15 protein-coding genes and 1 riboswitch are annotated in these 21,004 nt (G+C 40.5%); of the genes, 3 read left to right on the forward strand and 12 right to left on the reverse strand.

The window, feature by feature from the left end:
- Positions 1 to 15 precede the first annotated feature (15 nt).
- From kdsB to H4J54_RS09270, 5 genes are all read right to left on the reverse strand, one after another.
- Positions 16 to 780 (reverse strand): 3-deoxy-manno-octulosonate cytidylyltransferase, encoded by a 765-nt coding sequence (kdsB, locus tag H4J54_RS09250; RefSeq protein ID WP_182190598.1) that lies wholly within the window; start codon positions 778 to 780, stop codon positions 16 to 18.
- 63 nt (positions 781 to 843) lie between these two features.
- A complete protein-coding gene (locus tag H4J54_RS09255; RefSeq protein ID WP_182190599.1) occupies positions 844 to 1,026 on the reverse strand; it encodes a Trm112 family protein in 183 nt (60 codons plus the stop codon).
- Between the two features lie 89 nt (positions 1,027 to 1,115).
- Positions 1,116 to 2,174 carry a tetraacyldisaccharide 4'-kinase gene (lpxK, locus tag H4J54_RS09260; RefSeq protein WP_220464304.1) on the reverse strand — a complete coding sequence of 353 codons (1,059 nt, stop codon included), beginning with the start codon at positions 2,172 to 2,174 and terminating at the stop codon, positions 1,116 to 1,118.
- Positions 2,175 to 2,212: 38 nt separating this feature from the next.
- Complete coding sequence (msbA, locus tag H4J54_RS09265) at positions 2,213 to 3,976, reverse strand: lipid A export permease/ATP-binding protein MsbA (RefSeq protein WP_182190600.1); 1,764 nt, start codon at positions 3,974 to 3,976, stop codon at positions 2,213 to 2,215.
- A gap of 179 nt (positions 3,977 to 4,155) precedes the next feature.
- Complete coding sequence (locus H4J54_RS09270; RefSeq protein ID WP_182190601.1) at positions 4,156 to 6,696, reverse strand: DNA internalization-related competence protein ComEC/Rec2; 2,541 nt, start codon at positions 6,694 to 6,696, stop codon at positions 4,156 to 4,158.
- 46 nt (positions 6,697 to 6,742) lie between these two features.
- Between H4J54_RS09270 and H4J54_RS09275 the strand changes: the two genes are divergently transcribed.
- On the forward strand, positions 6,743 to 7,276 hold the full coding sequence (locus H4J54_RS09275; protein WP_182190602.1) for a DUF2062 domain-containing protein: 534 nt from the start codon (positions 6,743 to 6,745) through the stop codon (positions 7,274 to 7,276).
- Between the two features lie 67 nt (positions 7,277 to 7,343).
- Here H4J54_RS09275 and lolE read toward each other — a convergent pair whose 3' ends face one another.
- The 7 genes from lolE to H4J54_RS09310 form a co-directional block, all read right to left on the reverse strand.
- The gene (gene lolE / locus H4J54_RS09280; protein WP_182190603.1) at positions 7,344 to 8,609 is read right to left on the reverse strand and encodes a lipoprotein-releasing ABC transporter permease subunit LolE; all 1,266 of its coding nucleotides are present in this window, start codon (positions 8,607 to 8,609) and stop codon (positions 7,344 to 7,346) included.
- Positions 8,610 to 9,464, reverse strand: coding sequence for a lipoprotein-releasing ABC transporter ATP-binding protein LolD (gene lolD / locus H4J54_RS09285; RefSeq protein ID WP_259367132.1), 855 nt, complete (start codon positions 9,462 to 9,464; stop codon positions 8,610 to 8,612).
- On the reverse strand, positions 9,457 to 10,677 hold the full coding sequence (locus H4J54_RS09290; protein WP_182190604.1) for a lipoprotein-releasing ABC transporter permease subunit: 1,221 nt from the start codon (positions 10,675 to 10,677) through the stop codon (positions 9,457 to 9,459). Before H4J54_RS09290 ends, lolD begins: the two co-directional genes overlap by 8 nt.
- Positions 10,678 to 11,133: 456 nt before the next feature.
- Positions 11,134 to 11,301 carry a hypothetical protein gene (locus tag H4J54_RS09295; RefSeq protein WP_182190679.1) on the reverse strand — a complete coding sequence of 56 codons (168 nt, stop codon included), beginning with the start codon at positions 11,299 to 11,301 and terminating at the stop codon, positions 11,134 to 11,136.
- 421 nt (positions 11,302 to 11,722) lie between these two features.
- Positions 11,723 to 12,334, reverse strand: coding sequence for a glutathione S-transferase family protein (locus tag H4J54_RS09300; RefSeq protein ID WP_182190605.1), 612 nt, complete (start codon positions 12,332 to 12,334; stop codon positions 11,723 to 11,725).
- A 368-nt stretch (positions 12,335 to 12,702) separates the two neighbouring features.
- Positions 12,703 to 15,810, reverse strand: a complete 3,108-nt coding sequence (locus tag H4J54_RS09305; RefSeq protein ID WP_182190606.1) for an efflux RND transporter permease subunit — start codon at positions 15,808 to 15,810, stop codon at positions 12,703 to 12,705.
- Positions 15,810 to 16,868: an efflux RND transporter periplasmic adaptor subunit gene (locus H4J54_RS09310; protein ID WP_182190607.1), complete on the reverse strand. Its 1,059-nt coding sequence runs from the start codon at positions 16,866 to 16,868 to the stop codon at positions 15,810 to 15,812. Before H4J54_RS09310 ends, H4J54_RS09305 begins: the two co-directional genes overlap by 1 nt.
- Before the next feature lie 648 nt (positions 16,869 to 17,516).
- Here H4J54_RS09310 and H4J54_RS09315 point away from each other — a divergent pair.
- Both H4J54_RS09315 and H4J54_RS09320 read left to right on the forward strand, forming a co-directional pair.
- Positions 17,517 to 19,583, forward strand: a complete 2,067-nt coding sequence (locus tag H4J54_RS09315; RefSeq protein WP_182190608.1) for a M13 family metallopeptidase — start codon at positions 17,517 to 17,519, stop codon at positions 19,581 to 19,583.
- A 191-nt stretch (positions 19,584 to 19,774) separates the two neighbouring features.
- Positions 19,775 to 19,918, forward strand: a riboswitch (cobalamin riboswitch).
- Positions 19,919 to 20,119: 201 nt separating this feature from the next.
- Positions 20,120 to 21,004, forward strand: a complete 885-nt coding sequence (locus H4J54_RS09320; protein WP_182190609.1) for an ABC transporter ATP-binding protein — start codon at positions 20,120 to 20,122, stop codon at positions 21,002 to 21,004.

Below are 21,004 nucleotides of genomic sequence, written 5' to 3' on the forward strand. Positions count from 1 at the left end.
TTGGCTCAAGTTATTTTATAAAGACTTTGCGTAAACTCGGGCTTTTTCTAGATCTTCAGGCGTATCAACCCCTTCAACCGCTAAGCGTACTTTCGCAACAGCGACATGAATTTTCTCGCCTTGCCAAAGTACTCGCAATTGCTCTAATGACTCTACTTGCTCTAACTCGCTGGTTGGCCACTGCACATAATCTTTAATAAATCCGGCTCGGTAAGCGTAAATACCAATATGGCGCAAATAAAAGTCGCCAATGGCATCAATGTTGTCATTGTTAAGAAAACGCTCTCGATCGTAAGGGATAGTCGCGCGACTAAAATATAGCGCATAGCCATTTTTATCACATAACACTTTCACCGCATTAGGGTTTAATGCTTCAGCAACCTCGTCAATTTTCATCGCTAATGTCGCCATGCGCGCTTGACTCTGGCTAGATAAGTTATCTGCCACTTGCGCAATGTTTTCAACCGGAATAAAAGGTTCATCCCCTTGAACATTAACAATAACTTGCTCGTCAGAAAACTGATACCTTTGCATTACTTCAGCAAGACGTTCAGTGCCTGATTGATGATCAGCACGAGTTTTACATACTTCACCACCAAAACTTTTTACCACACGAGCAACTTCGTCACTGTCGGTCGCCACAATAACTTGCTCAGCGCCACTAGCTACGGCTCTTTCAACAACCCATTGGACCATAGGTTTACCAGCAATATCAGCGAGAACTTTACCCGGTAAACGTGATGACTCAAACCGTGCAGGGATCACTACCACAAACGACATAAAAACCTCATTAATCTACTTATTCCAATCATGCTATAACTCATACTCATCTCGGCGGTAACCTTATGCATTATCTTCAGTAATGCGACGCGATTCACTTTCAAGTAACACAGGAATGTCTTTTTCTATCGCATAAGCCAAACGGTCAAATTTACAAATCAACTCTTGCTGCTCTTTGTTATAGTCTAATTTTCCTTTGCATACTGGGCATGCAAGGATTTCCATTAATTTAATATCAAACGCCATTATTTTCTCTCTTAATGTAAACTTGATCTATGTGCATCAAGCGTTAAAATCATGTCAGTTCTGTTAGCTCTGGCAGCTTTAGTTGTTAATTAATGCTGCTTGCTAGCAAGTGCAGCAATGTTAGCGATTTCGCTCGCCATAGCGGCACTATCATTGTTGGTTGCAAATACGGCATCAACCGGTAAATACCAGTAATGTTCTTGGGCAAAGTCAGCACATTTAACGGCATCTTTTTCGGTCATTAATAACGGCATATCACTAGAGAACTGCTGTAAATCATGCGCTGAAAAGGCTTGATGATCAATAAAGCCTTTAGTCATGGCTAACGTAAAACCTACTTGCTCAAGGGTGTTGAAAAAGCGTTTAGGGTCGCCAATACCTGCTAGAGCATTAATACGTTTATCGCTAGCAAGGTTTTGCGCTAAAAAAGTATCGAGATCAACACGCTTACCGGTTTTAATATTGATGACATACCTTGCCTGTAACTGCATGGTTAATACCGGTAACGCTAGATTACCCGCTTGTTTTTGCCATGCACTCATGCCATTAACAATAACACAATCGGCACCTTTTATTCTGCGTTTTGTCTCGCGCAATGGCCCTGCTGGTAATAATAAACCGTTACCAAATAAACGTTTACCATCAACTACCACAAACTCGTAATCTCGCGCCAAACGATAATGTTGTAGTCCATCATCGGCAATAATCAATTCACAGCCTTGCTCAATTAAGCACTGGCAAGCTTGAATTCTATTGGCGCCAATAACCACAGGAACGCCGCTGCGTTGAAAGATTAATAACGGCTCATCTCCTGCTTGCTCAGCGCTGCTTTCATCGCTAACTTGATAAGGATAATAAGGCGCTTTTGAGCCATAGCCGCGACTTACCACGCCCACTTTTATACCTTGCTCGGTAAGTTTTTCAACTAAATATAAGCTGACCGGTGTTTTGCCATTACCACCAATACCGATATTACCCACGACAACCACGGGCACTGACATTTTAATCTGTTTACATAGCCCTAACTGATAAGCTAAACGGCGAAAAAAACTCACTAGCGCAAAAATAAAGCTTAATGGCAGCAAAAATGGCACCATTAGCCATTTTGCTGGATGCCCCTGAAACCAAACTTTTTCAATCAGGCGCATAATGTATAGCCAAAATAATGGATTAAATACATAGTGAACTAGGCACCAAATTGAAATTTATGTAACTGAGCATAAGCGCCGTCTTTCGCTAATAAGGCTTGATGATCGCCTTGCTCTTTTATTTGCCCTTGTTCCATAACAATAATTTTATCAGCACTTTCTATGGTTGATAAACGATGAGCAATAACGATACAAGTGCGGTTTTTTTGTAATGCGCTTAAGGCGTCTTGAATATGACGTTCAGATTCAGTGTCTAAAGCACTGGTGGCTTCATCTAAAATTAAGAAAGGGGCATCACATAATAATGCTCGCGCAATGGCTACACGTTGGCGTTGACCACCCGATAACATAGCACCATTGTCGCCAATATTAGTATCTAGTCCTTCAGGTAAGTCTTCGACAAACTCCATCACATGGGCTTTACGTGCCGCGTCTTCAATTTCTTCACGTGTCGCATGGGGTTTGCCATAAGCAATATTATTAGCAATTGAATCGTTGAACAACACCACTTGTTGAGAAACGTAAGCAAATTGCTTGCGTAAGTCTTTCAGTTTGTAATCTTTAATGTCTTTACCATCGATTAACACCTTACCGGTAGTCGCCGTGTAAAATCTTAATAATAAGGCGCTCGCGGTTGATTTACCACTACCAGAGCGACCTACTAAAGCCACTGTTTCACCGACACTAGCGGTGAAACTTAAATCGGTTAGTGCCTGTTTTTCTTTGTCTTTATTATAAAGAAAATTAACGTGTTCAAACGCTAAAGTGCCTTTTGCACGTGCTATTGCGATAGTACCCGTGTCGTGTTCTTTTTCTTGATCAAGTACCGCGAAAATACTGACACAGGCCGCCATGCCTTTTTGAAATTCACTATTGACCGTGGTCAGTAGTTTTAAAGGTCTAAGCAGGGTTACCATACACATTAATACCGTCATAAAAACCCCGGCTGAAATATCTGCTCGCATCGAATCAAGGTTGGCAACATATAAAACAAACGCTAAGGCAAACGAAGCAATAATTTGAATAATAGGGACACTGGCCGCTTGTGTCGCCACCATTTTCATCCGTTGTTGGCGATTATGTTTATTAATTTTGGCAAAACGGTCAAACTCTCGTTGTTGACCATCAAAGGTTAATACCACTTTATGACCATTAAAGGTTTGCTCTGCCGCCGTTGTTACCTCGCCCATGGCATTTTGAATACCTTTACTTATTTGACGAAAACGACCTGAAACCACGGTAACTATGCCCGCAATAACCGGGGTGATCAGTAAAAATATCGACGCTAACTGCCAACTGTTATAAAACATAACAATCAGTAAGCCCAGCACAAAGGCGCCTTGCTGCACTAAAGTCAATAACGCTTTAGAAACAGCACTTAGCACTTGCTCAGTATCAAACGTTAATTTTGAGATCAAACTGCCAGTAGATTCCTTATCGTGATAAGCCACAGGCATAGACATCACATGTTCAAACAACTCCTGACGAATATTGGCCACCACATTATTACCTAACCAAGCTAAGGTGTAGTTACCCGCAAAGTGGCAAATTCCGCGCAGAATAAACATCAGCACAATAACAAATGGCGCCCATTTCATAAATGCGGGATCTTGGCCATCAAGGCCTTTGTCGATGAGTGGTTGCAGTTGAGAAAATACAAAGCTGTCAATCGCGGCATAACCTAACATGCCTAAAATAGAAACAACGGCTGCTGCCTTATAGGCTTTAGCATAAGCCAATAAACGCTTAAAATTTTGTTTTGTGGTGTTTTCTGTAGTCGGTTCTGATAGTTTTGTCGACATTAATGCTCTCATGCGTTATCAAAAAATCTTATCCCTGGGGGGATTGTTTTATTCTGTTTTATTTTGTCTTATTAGTAAATCGTCGGTATTTTAGCGTTATTTTGCCCATCAACCAACTGATAAACTTTTATCGGTGATATAAATCCAGTCATTAGCGTAAAAATAGCTTAATAAAGTGATCAATTTACAAACCAATAAGGCCGAATATCGTCTCGATAACTTATCACTTCAACGCTAGCATCAATAACAGTATCTGCAATATTGCCTTTATTATCATTAGTACTAGGTTCAATATTTGCGCCACCCGTGGGTTGACTAAACTTAAAGGTCACCATCCCTTCATCGACCGTATTAAAAGTCGTAATATCAAAACTGTTATACCGACCCAGTATTTCATCTGATGGCATCTGCCAACGGTTTAAATAACCGGTACTAAATACTACATAACGCGGCATAACCGCCGATAAAAAACCACGACTAGACGATGATTTGGAGCCATGATGCGGGGCAATCAAAATGTCACTGCTGAGTTTATTAGCCATGCCCGCAACATTTAATAGCCGTTTTTCTTGTTTTATCGAAATATCGCCCGGTAATAACACACGATGAAAACCATCGCTGATAGTGACTACGCACGAGTCATCATTTTTATCACCATCAACTTGCATTGGCGACAGCACTTCAAAAACCAAGCCTTGCCAAGTAAAGCGCTGTCCCGAGATACAATGGCGGTCAGGTTTTAACGTGAGATCGTTAGCAATAACACGCTTAATAGCCATTTTAGCGCGTAAGTGACGTAAGCCTCCGGCATGATCATTATCGTTATGGCTGATGATCACCCCATCAATCGCTTGATAACCTTGATGCTTTAAATAGGGTAATATTGCCGCATCAGCCATATTAAAACCACTGGGATAACTGGCGCCGGTATCATAGAGAAAAACATGATGATTTTTTTCAATAACAACGGCAAGACCATGACCCACATCAAGCACTGACAAGCGCCACTCTTGCTGTTGTTCAGCACTAAAAAAATCGATAATAACCGCCGTTATAAATAAACTCAGCGCGGCAATAAACTTAACCTTAGTGAGTCGAAAAAATACCGCCAGTGAAATAATGACAAAAAATACCATCATGGCTTGTATTTGCTGATATGAAATAGCAAAAACTGCCCACTCTGCGCTAGCCAAATAAAGCAACCATTGCCAAACATATGACAAACTCAGTAAGGCTAAGTCAGTAAAAAAATGTCCTAACCAAAGACTAAATGGCAAAGCAATAACCGCCAACAGCGTTAAAGGAATAACCGTCACACTCATCAAAGGTACAGCAACAATATTGGCAAAAAAAGCGGCTAAGGGTAGTTGATAGTTTAACGATGCGGCTATGGGTAACATAGCTATTGTCAGTGCTAGTTGCATAACAAGCAAGGTTTTAAGCCAAAGTAACACCCGAGTTTTAACGCCATGCCATTGCTTTTTAAGCCTATTTTTAGGCAAGGGTTCAAGCGTTAATAATGATGTTTTATCTCTTGTTAGGACTGGTGCTATCGTGCGCATGGAAAAACGTGAAAATGTCGAAAAAATAATGACGAGTGCTGATATCGATAACCAAAAACTCGCACTGAGTAAGCTAAGCGGCCAAACCAGTAAAATAATTAAAACGGCCAGTAATAACCAAGGTAATAGTGTTACCTTTATGTGCATCATTTTAAGTGACCAAAACAATAACAACATCACCAAAGCACGTAAGGTAGGAATAGAAAAACCCGCCAGATAGGCGTAATACCATGCCATAACACCACTACACAGAATGGGAGCATAGCTTAAGTTTATTTGCATCAGTTTCAGTTGCCAAGGCATCGACAACAGTAAACTCAAGGGCAATAAACGAATAACAGTGCGTATAAAAATCAAGCTTGCAAAAGCCACTATGCCGATATGCAAGCCAGAAATAGCAATAAGGTGCTGAGTTGCCGTTGCAGAAAGCACTCGCCAATGATCGCGTGTTAACTCTCCACGCTCACCAAAACCCAAGGCTAAAATTAGCGCACCCAGCGGTTTATCAGCTAACACCACGGATAATTTTTGATACAAATATTGACGCCAACTAATTTGCTGATGCAATAAAATATTTTGCTTTTTAGTTTGTATTTCGGTTTTATTTTTATTTGTGGTTTTAGCTTTAGTTTTAGTTTTAGTCTTAACATAGCCAGTGGCGACTATTTTTTGCTGAAGTAGCCAGACTTGGTAATTAAAGCCACCGATATTAGCCAAGCCATGCGCAGGTTTAAGTTTTACCGCTAATTGCCACTTTTGTCCCTGCAGTAGAGGTTTGTCTGGCGCCTTCCAAGTTAAGCGTACCTTAAATGCTTCATTAACCTTTCGACCCTGCCAATGGCTAACTAAAAAGTTAAAACGGCTACTACCAGATTTGATATGAACAATATTACTCACTTCACCTTGAATTAGATGAACTTTTTTATGCAACTGCTCAAGCTTGATGTTATTTTGCTTTAAGGTATCTTGATATTGACTGCCAGCAATTAAAATCCAAACAACCGCGAATAGCGCAATAGCCATAAAACGAAATTTACCTATAAAGATAAATATTAATGAAACCAACAATATAATGAGCAGTAAAGAAAACTCTGGCACTATAGGTATAAATAATGACAAAATAGCACTGAAAAAAAATGTGAGTAGCCACCATTCCATAGTGATTAATTTCCATTTAGCCAAGTAACGTTAAGTAAAGTAATTTATGCCGAAAAAAATAATTCAACGCTTTATGCCTGATCACCAAAAAATAAAAGATAACAAACATTTAAAAATGTTTGGTGCTTTACTACATAACGCTAATTTGTGGCACTTGAACCGCCGTTCGGTGAGTAAAGCATTTGCTGTCGGCTTATTTTTTGCCTTTATGCCCGTGCCATTTCAAATGGTTTTAGCCGCAGGCTTTGCAATTATAGTACATGCAAATCTACCTTTATCTATTACCCTTGTTTGGATCACTAACCCTTTGACTATGCCGGCAATTTTTTATTTTTGTTATGTTGTTGGCACCTGGATTGTCGATGTACCAACAAGAAAATTCGCTTTTGAAGCAAATTGGCAGTGGCTAATTGATAGTGTTTCAACTATTGGGCCCGCCTTTATTGTCGGCTGTGGTGTACTTGCGGCTGTTTTTGCTCTCTTAGGTTATTTAACTATAAATATTATCTGGCGCTTTTCAGTAGCAAAAGAGTGGAAAAAACGCAAAGCACGAAGAAGCCAAGCTACCCCTTCATCATAAACAAAAAATCAGACGTAACGTCTGATTTTTTATCTTATTACTTTATATTATTACTTTAACTTAACGTTTACGCTTGCCCTAACACTTGCGCCGGATCTACTTTGGTTGCACGCCAAGCCGGGTAAATGGTCGCTAACAAACTCATCATTAAGGCCGTAATAACGGTGTTAATAACATCTTGTTGGCGTAATAACGTGGGTAAAAAATCAATAAAATATACCTCTGAAGATAAAAACTCTACCGATAAGGCTGTTTCTATAGCACGGATAATATCAGTTAAATTCAACGAGATTAAAATCCCTAAGCTGGCACCCAGTAAACAACCCACAATGCCATTCATTAATCCTTGAAACATAAAGCTGGCCATAATAGTGCTCGACTTTGCCCCCATGGTTTTTAATATGGCAATATCTGACTTCTTCTCATTGACCGCCATAATTAAGGTCGACACTATATTAAAGCTAGCCACGGCAATCACTAGCACTAAAACAATAAACATCACTAAACGTACCAACTGAATATCATTAAATAAATGACCATGACTCCGGGTCCAGTCCAGCATGTAAACATAAAAATCAAAATCAAAAGCCACCTCACGAACAATTTGTGGCGCGGCAAAAACATCGTCAACCTTTAGGCGAATGCCTTGTACTTCATCCGCTTGATAACCCAGTAATTCACTCGCTTTCGCTAAGTTAATAAAAACCTGTGTGTCATCTATCGTACCACCAAATTTGAACACCCCAACAATAATGGCCTGTTGCGTCATGGGCACAGGAAATTGCTGTGATTTACTGTTTTTTTGGTTGTTCAAATGAGCTGGGGGTAGTAATAACTGAACCTTGTCGCCCACTTGCACCGAAAGCTTACGAGCAATACCAGCGCCAATAATAACGCCATTTTCAAGTATTAGGTCTTGCCACTTGCCAGCGATCATATAACGCGAAATAGCGGAAACCTGCGGCTCTAACATCACGTCTACACCACGGATTTCAACACCTTTAAGTGCTGCAGACTTTTGCATCATACCCTGAGTTTTGACAAATGGAGCCGCGGCAATAACATGGGGATTTTGCTCAATACGAGAAACGCTTTTTGGCCATTGCGTAATAGGTGAGTTCACCGCGACCACTTCAGCATGAGGTACAATTGACAATAAATGTGTCGCCAACGCCCGTTCAAAACCATTCATGGCTGAAAGCACAACAATTAGCACCATCACACCAATGGCAATACCAATAGTTGAGGACGCGGATATAAATGACGAAAACCCTTTGCTATGACGGCTACGCACATAACGTAAGCCAATAAAAACACTTAACGGTTTTAGCACCTAAGCGTCCTCATTTTTTTTCATACGACTGTCGCTGTTAACGTCAAGTGGCTTTAGGTGTCCGTGATCTAAAAGCAGTTGACGATCCATTTTTGCCGCCAAGGTTAAATCATGGGTAACAATCACAAAACTGGTATTTACGGTCCGGTTTAACTCCTGCAACAACTGAAAAATTTGTTCAGCGGTATCAAAATCTAAATTACCCGTTGGCTCATCGGCTAAAACAAGTGACGGCTTGGTCACTAATGCGCGAGCAATGGCAACACGTTGACGCTCGCCACCCGAAAGCTCAGAAGGTCGATGATGACTGCGATGAGTTAACCCCACTAGTTCAAGCATAGCTTTAGCCTGAGTCATGGCAGCTTTGGGCTTATCACCCCGTATTAACAACGGCATGGCGACATTTTCTTCAGCCGTAAATTCCATCATTAAATGATGAAACTGATAAATAAAACCAATATGTTGATTACGAAATTTTGCCCGTTGCTTTTCAGATAATTGATGAATGTTAACCCCATTAATAAACACCTCGCCTGCACTTGGCGTGTCTAACGCGCCAGCTAAGTGCAAAAAGGTACTTTTTCCGCAGCCCGAACGGCCAACAATAGCCACTAACTCTCCGGCTTTAATTGCCAAATCAAGCTTGGATAATACGGCTGTGGTCACCGGACCTTGTTGATAAGATTTACTTAGCTGGCGACATTCTAAGCCTAAAGGAAGCTTAGGTGTTACCGCATTTTCATCGCTACTTCTATCGCCACTTTCATCGCTACTTTGGTTGATATTATGTTCCAAATCACTGTCCATTTTGCTCTTCATTTTATTGTTCATGTCATTAAGTATTAGGCTACTCATTTCTGAGTACCTCTGCTGGCTGAGTTTGCGCAGCACGATAGGCCGGGTAAAGGGTCGCTAAAAAGCTCATGACTAGTGCAGAAGCAACAATCACTAAAATATTGACCACATCAAGAGCAATAGGTAATTTTTGCCCTGCGCCTAATAAATTAACCCCGAGTAAGCTAAACAAATGATTTAAATTTAGCGTTAATATTACCCCAAGTGTAACGCCCAAAATAACGCCCAAAATACCATTGGTTAAGCCTTGAGTGATAAAAATTTTCACAATACCACTTCGGTCTAAACCTAGGGTTTGTAAGATGCTAATTTCACCTTGCTTATCAATAACCACCATCACTAACGCTGAGACAATATTAAAAGCTGCAACCGCAACAATTAAACTCAGCATGAGCCACATCATATTTTTTTCCATGCTGACCGCAGCAAATAAGGCCCCCTGACTCTCTTGCCAGCTGACAAAGTTAAAATCTGGATATTTCAACGATAACTGTGCAATGACCCGCGGGGCTTTAAAGGCATCATCTAGATACAACCTTAATTGATTAACACCATCACCTTTTTTTCGATGCAGTTTCGCGCCATCTTTGATAGCAATAAAAACCATCGCCTCATCAACTTGAGAGCCCACATTAAAAATTCCCACAATACTAAATGTACGCTGCACAGGCACGCGCCCCATGGGGGTAAATAAGGTTTTGTTCGGTAAGGTTAAACGTACAACATCGCCTAAGCTAACCTTTAATTTTCGCGCTAGCGTTTGGCCTAAAACCAGGCTAAATGGCGTGGTGTCTAAACTGGCTAATTGGCCATATTCCATGGCGCTATTGATAATATTGTGTTGTTCAAATTCAGGCATAATGCCATGAACTAAAACCCCTTGCAGTGCTGTTTTAGACTGAATTAATGCTTCACTTTGCTGAAACGGTGTTACTTGGGTAACGTCAGGCAAGGCGAGAATATCGCGCTGTAAATCGCGCCAATTATTGATATGAGTTTGTTGGGGGGACATTAATACATGCGGCACTAAGCCTAGTACCCGACGTTTTTGCTCTCGCTCTAAACCATCCATAACAGACACAACGGTAATTAAAGAGGCCACACCGAGCACAATACCGATAATAGAGAAAAATGTGATAAAGGAGACAAAACCTTTGCCATTACTACTGCGACTATACCTTAAGCCGATGTAAACACTAACTGGTTGAAACATGAACTCTTTCTTTATTGATAATGCTAATAGCACCAAGATTATTGAGCCTAAAATCATAGCACAGCTCATCAAGATATATCTTCAGACTTTATTCACTTTTATACATTTTATTAAGCAGTATCGGTAAATTAGTGCTAACTCATTAAATTTAGCTAGTTTTGGACTATTCACATGCATGCTTCTACCCAACTCAACTAGATGAATACTTAAATACATGGATACATGGATAGACCAAACATACCTAATACTCATGAAATTGCACTCAACAGAATTAACATAATAAAAAATACTCTGCTTTTTCCTGTGGGGACTGACTTTTTTGTAACCCGCCAGAATCACCCATGTTGCAATAATAAAACTAAAGCGCTAAGACTAAACAATCGCTATAGTGAGTAAATAAAAATTTTCGAGTAAAACTTTCAAGTAAAGTATTAACATCAATATTATCGCCTAACTTCAGTCGTCGTCATCGTCGATAATATCTGGCGTTACGGCATCAACAACATCAATAGCGCCACCAACGACAGTGGTTGTTACACCAACAGCGGTAGTCACTACCACACAGCTGGGTAGGCTTAACACCATTAAACTAAAAAACAGCAAACACATTCTTTTTAATATCACTTTTGTTAGTCCTCTTTATTTACACTTAGTATCAATCAATTTACTTTTGATTTTCTCTTGCCCGCTCCCTAACCCGTTGTAGCACAAATTAGGACTATAAAAATTATGAAGTCTAAGCAGACATACTTCAACTTTATTAACCTAAACTTAGCGAAACTCAACTAAACAGTCAGTACGAGACTTGCAATGAGTCGATGCTTTGGCTTAAGTTTGCTCACTGGCCAGGCTATTGTTTTTTTATACTAACGGTAAACGATGTAAAGAGACCCAATAACTGCACTTTACATCACCAACAACGAGTTAATATGGCCGCCCGTTATCGACCACGGCTAATAAAAATCCTGCCAGATTTATTGATGCGGTGCATTTGTGCGCTTTAGTTATCTCATTCATGATAACTATTATAACTAAATATAGCAGCCTAAGCTTTTGCTGATGGTCTTGAAGAAACGTTAGCGTACCAGCGTTTTAGATTTTTTTGTTCGTCAGCTATTCGAATGTTATTAACGCGATTAAAGTCTATGGTGATGAGCGCTGTAATATCGGCAATAGAAAAGCTATCACCTGCGATGTATTGTGAAGACGCTAAGTGTTGGTCTAAAAATGCCAAAAACTTTTTCACATTTTCACCACATTCTTTGCCCCAATCAGGAACAAGGTTCATTCGGTCTTTAAAGTAACCACTGGTATGTTGAAAGCACATGCCCGTTGGCATTAAAAAAGATAATTCCATACGACGTTGCCATTGCTCTATTATGGCTTTCTCAAGCGGGCTTGAACCCATTAATGGATGTTCTGCATTTATCTCTTCAAAATATCGGCAAATGGCCACACTTTCGCTAATCACTGTGCCGTCATCTAATTCTAAAATGGGTATTTTAGCCAATGGATTTTTCTGTTTGAACGCTTCAGTTAAGTTATCACCGCGTAGAATGTCCATTTGAACAAACTCGATGCCTGTAATGTTTTTCTCATGGAGAAATATTCTGACACGCCTTGCATTGGGTGCTGTTGCTGCTTCATATATTTTCATGGACATTCCCTTTAATAAATTATCTACACCACTTATGATAACAATTATCTATTCAGCCATGATAACTATTATCATATCCTAGGTTTTTGCTGATGGTCTTGAACAAACGTTAGCGTACCCATATGTTAGATTTTTTTACTGCTCTGCTATTCGAATATTATTAACGCGATTAAAGTCTATTCTGATAAACGCTATAATATCGCCAATAGAACAGTGATCACCTGCGATGTATTTTCAAGACGCTAAATGCTTATCTAAAAAGGCTAAAAAACCCAAAATGCCAAAAATGCCAAAAGTTTTTAACATTTTCACCCAATGAACCTTTACCCCAATCGGGAACAAGCTTCATTGGGTGCTGATGGCGCACCTTAGCCTTTTTGCTCTGCCTCAAGCAATTCAGCTTCAAGTTGATCACTTTCATCGGCTCTAGGTTTAGTAAAGGGTGCAATAAGCTGATATAAAACAGGCGTCAGTAATAAAGTAAATACCACCGCAATACCCAAACCACCAAATACCACCCAACCAATTGAATTACGTGACTCTGCACCGGCTCCGGTTGATAAAATAAGCGGTAAGCCACCTAGTATGGTTGATATCAAGGTCATCATAATGGGTCTAAAACGTACTTCGGCTGCCATAATGATGGCGGCTTTAACCGTCTTACCTTGATCTCTTAATTGATCAGCAAACTCAACTAATAAAATAGAGTTCTTGGCAATCAATCCAATTAACATCACCAAGCCAATTTGTGAGTAAATATTAATAGACGTACCTGTTAAATAAAGCGCGAAAATAGCTGACGCTATGCCAAAGGGTACGGTGATCATCACGATTATCGCACTATTAATACTTTCAAATTGAGCGGCTAATACCAACAATACAATCAGAAAAGCGAACAGGTAAGTCATGGCAATTTGATTAGACGTTTCTTCAAACGTCAAGGCTTCACCCAAAAACACTAAACCTATGCCAGGCGGTAAGTTGTCATTGCCAATCTCACGCAATTGTTCAACTACATCAGCCATAGATATTTCATCCGGTAGTTCTAGGTCAATTTCGATTGCCCGCCTTTGCGCCTGCCTTTCTAACTCTGCAGCAACACCTTCTTCTGATATATAGGCAAGACTGGATAATGGCACTAAATTGCCATCGCGAGATTTAACAAACAAATTAGTTAAATCGGAAGGATTACTGGTCGAGCGCCCGCTAGATTGTAAAATTAATGGCACGGCCTGATCACCAATATTTAAATCGGTTATATCATCACCATTGATAGCCGCACGCAAAGTGCTAGAGATATCATTAAAAGGCACACCTAGCTCTTCGGCTCTGCGCCGATCAATATTAATTTTCAATTGTGGTTGAGTTGGCTGATAACCAATTCTGGGACGACCTAACTCAGGTAGTTTTTCTTCAACAATCTTACTAAAGGCTTGCGCCGCTTCAAAGATGCGTTCGTAAGTATCACCCGTTAGTGCTAATTCTAAACCACCGCCTTGTCCTCTAAGGTTTAAACTATTCGACCCAAAAGCTCGACCTGGAGCGCCCGGAATAGCCTGCAATTTAGGGCTCATTTCGCTAATAATTTCTTGCTGTGATTTACTTCTATTATCCCAGTGCTCTAATGGTACGGTTATAAAAACAATATTAGGATCCCAACGACCCACCACGGTGTAAATGGAATTAACATCTTCATCTTGCACGTAGGGTAATAATATTTCTTCCATTTTCCGTGCTTGTCTGTCCATATAGTTTAAACCGGCCCCATCCGGGCCTCGAGCAAAAATACGCACTGAACCTCGATCTTCTGAGGGTAATAATTTATTTTCAATTTCGTTATACAGTGCAGCGGCTGACGCAGCAGCAATGACCGAAATTAATAAGGTTACCCATGCATAACCCAGCGCTAGGCTTAATAAGGCTTTATATTTAGTCAAAACCCAAGTACCAAAGGCACCTAAAGTACGATCGAACAGTACATTTTTTTTACTGTTAACGGGTAGCTTTGCTGTTAGTGCAGGGACCAAACTTAAGGCGACAAATGAAGATATGATAACCGCCCCCGCTAACACGCCACCAAACTCTCTGAATAAGCGTCCCGCTGTTGAGGGTAAAAAAGCGATCGGAATAAACACCGCAGCCAATACCGCAGTTGTTGCTACAACCGCAAAAAACACTTCTCTAGTGCCTAGTACCGCTGCAGCTCTAGCGCCTAATCCTTCTGCTCTTCTGCGTTGAATGTTCTCTGATACCACAATGGCATCATCGACAATTAAGCCGGTACCTAAGACTAAGGCTAACAAGGTCAGAATATTAATCGAAAAGCCCAGCACCCACATGATCACTAATGCGCCAATTAACGACACGGGAATAGACAGGGCTGGCACTAAGGTGGCACGAAAGGAGCCTAAAAATAACCACAGTGTGCCTATCACTAATAATACCGTTAAACTGAGCGATAAAATCACTTCATCTACAGAGCCTCGAATAAACTCCGCATCATCAGAGGTAACAACAATATTAAGATCCGCAAAGCGCTTATCAAGATTTTTCACCATAGCTAACACTTCGTCAGAGATCTCTATGGTATTTGAACGCGCCTGACGCACGATACCTAAACCGACCACCGGCATGCCATCTAACCTGACAATACTCTTTGAGTCAGCCGGTCCAAAATAAACACTCGCCACGTCGCCAATACGGGTATTACCCGACACGACAATACGCTCAATATCTTCAGGGCTAACTGAGTTAGCACTGGCCCGAACAATAAGCTCTTGGTCTGCTGATTTAACACTACCGGCTGGTACGTCAAAAGGCGCTAAACGTAAGGCAGCGGCGACATCTGACATAGATAAGTTAAAACTGGTCAGTCTCAATGCATCCACTGAAACCCGCATTACCCTTTGCCTTTCACCATTTAAAGACACATCAGCGACGCCAGGAATGCTTAAAAACAAAGGCGCTAAATCAACCTCAACCCGCTCGGTGAGTGTTTCCATATCTAAGGTGTCACTGCTAATCGCTAAACTGACTACCGCTTGAGCGTCACTATCTGCTTTGATAATGGCCAGTCTTTCCACTTCATCAGGCAAATTTCGCTGTACTCTACTGACCGACTCTCTGGTTTCATTGGCCGCGTCTTCAAGATTTGTACCTGGCCTAAACTCAACCCGAATACGAGAAGAGCCCTCTTCACTTGAAGCTCGAATAGATTTAACACCACTGACTCGCGCAACTGCACCTTCTATTCTGCTGGTGACTTCACTGTCTACTGTTTCTGGCGAGCCACCAGGATAACTGGCCGACACGGTCACCATGGGCCGGTCAACATCAGGTAATTCTCTTATTTCCAAATCATTTATCGCGGCAAATCCCGCTAAAATGATGAGTAAATTAAGCACCATAACCAATACTGGCCGGCGAATAGCTAAGGAAGGTAAATCATTTAATTGTGGCATAGACGGTAATTTCATTATTCGCCCTCAACCTCTTTGACAATAGACTCATTGAAAGTGTTCTGTGCTTTTAATGCTTGTCCTTGACGTAATTGCTGCACGCCCTCTACTACCAAAGGTGCGGTTAGGTTAAATTCACCTTTGACTAAAATAGTGCCTCGCAAGCGTTCACGAATTTTCACATCAACTCGTGCCGCTTTTTCATCAACCATTTGCCAAACATAAGCACCCGTGGCACTCCATAATAAAGCCGCTTCAGGCACAGCAATATAATCTTGTCCAGGCACGGTTAAGTTAACGCGAAAGCTCATACCGGGTCGATAAGTGTCTTCGCTATTATCGAGTAGCGCTCTGACGCGAATAGTTCTATCTTGCTCGTTAATGCGTGAGTCAACTTGTGCGATACTTGCCTCGATAGTCACTAAACGATTTTGCCAGGGTACTAGCTGCACTTGGGGTTCTTGCGACAACAAAGCCACTGCTATTTCTGGTGCGGTGAAGTTGATAAATAATGCTTGGCGATCGTCTATGGTGGTGATCACGCTTTGAAGGTTAACTCTGTCACCTACTTGGATGTCAGTTAGCCCTACCACACCCGCAAAGGGCGCTCGTATAATACGCTCATCTAAGGCTATTTTCGCTTCTTTAACGGCTACGTTTGCCAACTCGAGTGTGGTGATAGAATCATCTAAATCACTTTGTGATGCAGCACCTTTTTTAATACTTTCTGCTAATAGGAGATTTTTTCTGGCCGCATCTTTGAATTCAATTTTGGCTCTTTCCAAGGTAACCAACTGACGTTCGTTATATAACATCATCAATACTTGTGCTTTTTTAACACGCTGACCAGGCACAAAGTTAACCGCAACCACCCTTTCATTGACCGCAGGAAAAAGCGTAACAGATTTAACGGCTTCCGCAGTGCCTACGGCTTCTAAACTATTTTTTTGAGTTTGATAAATGATTTTTTGAACTATCACCGTCTTTTTATTAGTGTCTTTATTGCCCCAAGACTGGGCAAAAGTTTGGCTACTAATAACAAGTAAGGCGACCAGATAAAATAAACGACTATGCATAGAATATATTTCTCAATTATCTTCAAGTAGTTAGAGTACGATCATAGACAGTACTCAGATCAATAAAGTTGACGGTAAACAGTAAAGGGTAAAAGGTAACTGAATGATGACAACTTAAGCCACTAGGGTTATTTAAAGGTCCTTACCTTGTCCATTAACCCAGCCAAGGTCTGAGCAAATAGCTTGTTTAAGTCAGTCTGGCCTGTATTACCCTGATGACCCGCAGCGAACATTTAGTTAGCGGGTTATAAATAGCCATTAAGTTCCACCACATTACTGTTAAGTAAGCCACTTAGCATAACAACACTAACTCATAATAAGCGAGCTATTGTAATTTTTTCTACTTAGGCTGTTGCAGAATTTTTTAAATTGATGCTGTTAACATACAAGTTAACAAGATATTTTTTAACTAGACCAAACCATGAAAAAAAATAAAAACGCTCTGCAGCAAAAGATAAATGACAAAAATGGTTATTAATACGTAACAAGAAAACATCTACATATTTCCTAGTGGGTAAACGTTAACGTACAAGGATAAGTTAATAATATGTAATAATATTAACTTATCCTTGTAAATCAGCGTTATAGCCTTTAATATCTTTTTACTTTAAATAAAAGTTAGTCTACTAATTAAATTGTGAGTATTGAATGAAGAAAATAATAACAACGGCTGTTTGCAGCTCTTTACTATTCATTGCAGGTTGTAATGATAATACCAGCACAAAAACTGCGACTGAAGTACCGGTTATGCAAAAAACGGCTTTGTCATCGGGTATTGATAAAGCCACTATGGACTTGTCTGTTCGTCCACAAGACAACTTTTACCGTTACGTTAACGGCGCATGGTTAAACGCTCACGAAATTCCGGGTGACAAAACCGCCATTGGCTCATTTTATGACTTACGTGATGAAGCTGATGACAACGTAAAAGCGATTATCGAAGAATTAGCCGCGACTAAAAATCTAAAAATGGGCAGTGATGAGCAAAAAGTGGCTGACTTATTCCGTTCATTTATGGATCTAGATACTCGTAACACTGCAGGCACAGCGCCAGTACAAACAATATTTGACCAAATTAATGGCTTGAAAGATAAAAATGAACTCGCCACTTTCTTTGGTGAAAATCAAAAAATTGGTGTCGGTAGCCCGCTCGCTTTTTATATCAGTGTTGATGCAAAAGACTCAACACGATATGCCACACATATATGGCAAAGTGGTTTAGGTTTGCCGGACAGAGACTACTACTTTAATGAAGCAGAACGTTTTTCAGCATTACGTGCTGGTTACCTTGCCCACATTGAAAACATATTCAACTTAGCGGGTTTAAAAAATGGTAAAGCCGCCGCTCAAACCATTATGGCGCTTGAAACTCAGTTAGCCGGTTTTCATTGGACAAAAGTTGAATCTCGAGACAGTACTAAGCGTTATAACAAATTTAATGTTACCGATTTAAACACAGTAACAGATGCTTTCAACTGGACCGCCTACCTTGCAGCACAGGGTGTAGCCTCGCAGAAAGATATCATTATTAACCAACCTTCATTTATTAAAGGTTTTGGTGAAACATTCGCGGCAACATCGTTAGCTGATTGGCAGACTTACCTCACTTTTCACACTCTGAGTAACTTTTCCAGCTCACTTACCACCGAGTTAGCGAATGAAAACTTTGATTTTTATTCAAAACAGTTAAGTGGTCGTGAAGAACAGCGCCCACTGTGGAAACGTGGTGTTGCCGTAGTTAATAACAATTTAGGTGAAGTTATTGGTAAAGTTTATGTTGGCCGTCACTTTAAGCCTGAAGCTAAAACCCGTATGACAGAACTGGTTGAAAATTTACGTGATGCTTACGGCGCAAGCATAGACGAACTAGACTGGATGTCAGAGGCGACTAAAAAATCAGCACGTATAAAACTCGCCAGCTTTGATCCTAAAATAGGCTACCCAGATAAGTGGGAAGATTACACAGCACTAAGCATTAAAAGTGACGATTTAGTCGGCAATACAATACGCTCTGGTACGCTTGCTCACCAAAAAGAACTGGCTAAGCTTGGTGGTCCAATTGACCGACAAGAATGGGCGATGACACCTCAAACCGTTAATGCTTATTACAACCCAACTAAAAACGAAATTGTCTTTCCAGCGGCTATTTTACAGCCACCATTTTTTAATTTAGCGGCAGACGATGCGGTAAACTACGGTGGCATTGGCGCCGTTATTGGTCATGAAATGGGCCACGGCTTTGACGACCAAGGTAGCAAATACGATAGTAAAGGCAACATGCGTAACTGGTGGACTGATGAAGATTTAGCGGCCTTTACCATGCGCGCGGATAACTTAGTGGCACAGTATAGCAACTATGAGGTATTTGATGACTTAAAGGTTAATGGCGAACTAACCTTAGGCGAAAACATTGGTGATTTATCCGGAGTTAATATCGCTTATAAAGCTTATAAAGCTTCATTAAATGGTAAAGAAGCCCCAGTGATTGACGGCTTAACCGGCGACCAACGCTTCTTTATGGGCTTTGCACAAATATGGCGTGGAAAAATGGTTGAAAAGTCATTAAGAAATCGCGTAGCGACAGACCCACATTCCCCAGGTGAGTTCCGTGCGCTAGGTGCATTATCAAATATGCCTGAGTTTTATAGCGCCTTTGACGTTAAAGCAGGTGACGCTATGTATATCGCCCCTGAGAAGCGCGTTAAAATTTGGTAATATTGGCTTTACTGATGACATAAGAAAAATTACCTTAGGTCTAATTAACGCGTAAAAAAAATTGTCAAAATACAGTGTCAAAATAAAAAAGGAGCATTAGCTCCTTTTTTTTTACACCGCTTATAGCGTGTCAAATGACGGTTTTTATTGTAAAGCAGCATGCTAAGCCGTAAAATCTCTTGCCTAATAATTGATACCTTTAGCCACATGCTTTGTTATTGTCTTGGCTAATTGATAGGGAACACGGTTAAATTCCGTGACTGTACCCGCAACTGTAAATAGCTTTTAATAAAAAGTTATAAGTCAGGACACCTAGTATCAACCTATTGTACCAAGCTAATCATGTTAACACCGTGCGGGAATACACGTAAGTTACACTGTCTTTAAGGCATTCGTATCCTATTTTCTGCGCTGTAGTTAGTTTTATTATGCAACATAAGCTTTTGAATTAACCTCTAGGCCGCAATGAAAATATACTCCTTAGTTATTATCCAACACATACCAAACGTGATTAGCACTAAGCTAGGCTGGCTTTAATGGCAAAATTACTCAGTGTTGAGTCAGTCTCTTGGGCTGTTGATAAACAAAGTATTCTCAATAATATTTCATTTGATGTTGCCCGCGGCGATATTATTGGCATTATCGGGCCTAATGGTGCCGGTAAAACCTCACTCCTTAAGTGCATACTAAACCAATACAAAAATTGGCAAGGCTACATTAAGCTAAAAAATAAAAAAATCAGCGACTACAAACCACATGAATTAGCACAAACATTTGCTTTAGTGGTACAAAACTCGCCCCCCATATTTGATTTAAACGTATATGATGTGGTTAGAATGGGCTTACTGCCCTATAAAAGCCTCTTTGCTCGTGATAATGACGTAGATAAAAAAGATATTATGCTCGCGTTAGAAAAAGTGGGTTTAGCTAGCAGCCAAGCAAAATTTTTTAACACCTTATCTGGCGGCGAACAACAACGGGTATTAATTGCTAAAGCCCTAGTACAAAAAGCAAAAATATTGGTCTTAGATGAACCTACTAATCACTTAGATATTTTCTACCAACATCAAATATTACAACTAGTAAAAGCGTTAAATATTACCGTTATTATGACCATACATGATCTCAATCTAGCCGCACATTACTGTAATCGTTTGCTGCTATTAGATAAAGGCAACTTAGTCAGCGACAATAGTGTTGATCAAGTGCTAAAGCCTGAGCTGTTAACAAAAGTTTTTGGTTTACCCTGTTATCGAGATGACGCACAACATTGTGGCGTACCTAGAGTTTATTTCTATCCCGCAGCTGATACTATGATGGCTCATCAATCGGCTGTTAAACCAACGGGGCCAATGTGCTCAACTGAGTCAACTGAGTCAACTGAGTCAACTGAGTCAACTAGTAAAGGTCAACACGCGTGA

The sequence above is a fragment of the Colwellia sp. MB3u-8 genome (assembly GCF_014076985.1).
In the GTDB taxonomy this organism is placed as follows: Bacteria; Pseudomonadota; Gammaproteobacteria; order Enterobacterales; family Alteromonadaceae; genus Cognaticolwellia.